This is a genomic window from Streptomyces sp. NPDC024687, from assembly GCF_055559055.1.
In genome coordinates this window covers 1-2,969 of the sequence record NZ_JBVHLJ010000027.1, presented here as the reverse complement: position 1 = coordinate 2,969, position 2,969 = coordinate 1, and the positions used below count along the sequence as shown (strand labels likewise).

The 2,969-nt window shown below is 64.5% G+C and carries 2 protein-coding genes; both read right to left on the bottom strand.

Annotated features, from left to right (window positions below; all coding sequences use genetic code 11):
* Positions 1-395: 395 nt before the first annotated feature.
* Positions 396-1,766 (bottom strand): glycoside hydrolase family 43 protein, encoded by a 1,371-nt coding sequence (locus tag ACZ39I_RS41750; protein WP_467250973.1) that lies wholly within the window; start codon positions 1,764-1,766, stop codon positions 396-398.
* A gap of 897 nt (positions 1,767-2,663) precedes the next feature.
* Positions 2,664-2,969: transposase family protein (locus tag ACZ39I_RS41745; RefSeq protein WP_467250971.1), on the bottom strand; the 306-nt coding region annotated here is incomplete at its 5' end.

The window sequence follows — 2,969 nt, the reverse complement described above, 5'->3', positions numbered from 1 at the left end:
GACTACGAAGCCCTCCCGCAGAGATCGAGGACGATGATCCACTGGGCCATGGCTAACAAAATGTCCCGCGAACTGACCGGAGAATCCGTACCAACCTGGCGAATCGAAACGGACATCCCACACACATCCGCGTGAACCTTGATCAGATGCTCTCTTAGGCACCGAGGCGGCTGCCGTGCCGCGACGGACGGGGCCACTGCGCGTTGACATCGTGGTGTTCGACGGAGTCGAGGAACTCGACTGCATTGCTCCTTATTTGCCAGCGGTCGGTGTCGGTGCTTCTGCGGGCCTCGACCGGCCACCGATACGACCGGATCGGCGACGGGGCGGCGGCGAGGGCCCGCCCGTGTGCGGGCGGGATTCTCGTCATTCAAAGCCTGCGGAAGGCGATCCGGTCAGAGCCAGGGGCTCACCGCCGTGAAAGAACTGTCGGCGCGGAAGGTGTCCGTGGCCTGGTACGGGTCCACGCGCAGCGCGTAGTTGTAGTGCCGGATGTAGCGGCCGGGGTAGTTGTACGACTCGAGGCGGACGGAGCCGGAGGTCGTACCCGGTCGGGCGCAGTACGTGGCGTCCTTCTTGAAGACGTCCGTTCCGTTGCTCGCGTCGAACCGGAGCCGGAAGTCCCAGTGGCGCAGGTAGCGGCCGGAAGAGTCGCGGAAGGAGTAGCAGTTCGCGTCAGCCAGGCCTGGGACGATCGTCCAGGTAGCGCTCTGCTTGACGGCGGTGGTGCTGGAGGAGGTCACCGGGTCGACGTAACCGAGGCTGTCGGAGCGGACGACGGCGTAGCGGCCGGTGAAATTGACCGACTGGAGCGAGCGGGTCGTGTTGGTCGGCAAGGTGGCGCCGCCGGACACCGTCTCCTTGAGCACGGTCAGGTGGCGAACAGTGCCACTCAGGCCGGGCAGCTCGGTGGGCGCGGACCAGGTGGCGAAGTTGTCGTAGCTGTCGCTGTACCAGTACTTGGTGGCGCGGTAGCCGTCGTAAAAGATTCGCCAGCCGCCGTTGTCGAGCTGGACGAGCGCGGGGCCCTCCACGAAGTCGCCGAAACCCGTCCAGTTGCCGGTCTTCTGGAAGGTGTACGGACCGGTGAGGTTGGAGGCGGTGGCGTACTCGATGTACTTCGTCGTCTCGTTCTTGGTGAAGGCGTGGTAGGTGGAGCCGATCTTGACGATGAAGGTGTCGATGTAGTTGGGGCTGATGCCGCTCAGCACGGTTGGGGTGCTCCAGGCGGTGAGCGCGGAGTTGGTGGCGGTGAGCTTGTACGGCTTGAAGATGTACTCGCCACCCGCGGTGGTGGACGCCGACAGGATGATGTTGACGCTGCCGTCGCTGTCGACGAACCACTCCGGCGCCCAGGCGCGGGCTAGGCCGCTGATCGGGACCGTGTAGTCGTACAGGAAGGTCCAGTTGAGGCGGTCGGTGGAACGGGCGAAGCCGATGGTGGTGCTCAGCGCGGACCAGGTGCGGGTGGTGTAGGTGAGGTAGTAGTAGCCGTCGGTGTGCTTGAAGATGCTGGGGTCCCGGATCATCCCGGACGGCGGAACGTAGGCCGGGCCCTTCCGCAGGGTGAACGCGGTGGCGTCAGGCGAGTCGTACACGTACATGTTCGACTCGCTGTTGTTGGTGAACGCGGTCATCGTGTACCGCGTCGCCTGCCCGGCGGGCGGGGCCGCGGCTCCGGCCGTGCCGCCGAGGGCAGTGGTGAGGCCCAGCAGGGCGGCCACGGAGGTGAGGAGGGCGAGGACCGCCCTGAGGGTTCTGTTCAACGCTGCTTGTCCCATTTCTGCATGAACTGCCCATACGCTTGGGAGTTCGAAATATCGGATATTTTGTGAAACTTTGATCGAGGGATACGAGGGTGACCTTTGCGTGTCAATGGATCGCGCAGGGGTAGCGCTGTCGCGGGACGCGGTACCGCTCGAGTGCGGGCCGGAAGCTGCATGGCCAGGTGCGGTCGCTGTCGGCGGTGTCGGCAAACCGGATTGCGTTCATGAGGACGACCGAGCGGCCTGGGCGCGTAATCCGGTGATGAGCAGTAAGAGCACACTCAGGAAGGCGGCCGACACAAGCGTTGCGGCGTGCCGGGCGTCAGGAGCATCTGCAAGGAGGCGGCACGGACGGAGGGTGAAGCCCGCCCTCGGCGGACCGTCATGCAGGTGAGCCTCCCTTCTGTGGCTGGTCGGCTCTTCCAACTGGTTCTCCTGACTCCTCGCGGGACGCCACCCGCTGCTGCGGCTCGAAAACCGGACTGAACCGAGTGGCTGGTCACCCTCAGGCGGGTCAGCAGGAGGGAGGCCACCCGCGCGGCGTGTTCACCCCGAGTGACATCGGATCTATTTAGGAGCTTCAGTGCAGTGCTTGTCTAGAGAGTCGGCGGAAAACCCGCGATCAGGGCCGGTGCCTCACTCAAGATTCAAGGGCCAGCCACGGAGGCGCAGGACGATGAAGGCCGATAGATAGGATGAATAGGGTGGACTGGGGTTCTTGTGCACGCGTCTGCAGACAGTCGGCGTGAGCAACACCAGGACCGCCGCCACGCCCCTCTCCCTGACGACGGGGTAGCTCCAGTACCACATCGACCGGCGCCCGGATGACGCGTCAACAACTAACGACCTCGTGCACGGTTGGCGGTGGCACGTCGAGGTGGGTGCTGTGGTCGGTTTTCACGCTCGAAGGCCGTGGCCGAGGGTGGCAGTCTGCTGGTGTGAGAGCAGTGCGGCGACGGCTTGGACGATGTCACTCATGTGCTCACGGCGGCCAAGGTGCCGGGCGAGAGCCCGCCAGTTCTTGAGGTGTGCGATGCCGTGCTCGACGCGGATGCGTCGTGAGGAGTGTGCCTTGCGTTGCTGCTCGTGCCTTTCCTCGTACCAGGCTGGGGGCCTTGACCCTTGATCCTGGACACACGAGACACTGGATCCTGAGGATCTGAGAACGGACATCTCGTGGTCATGAAGAACTATCCGCCGCAG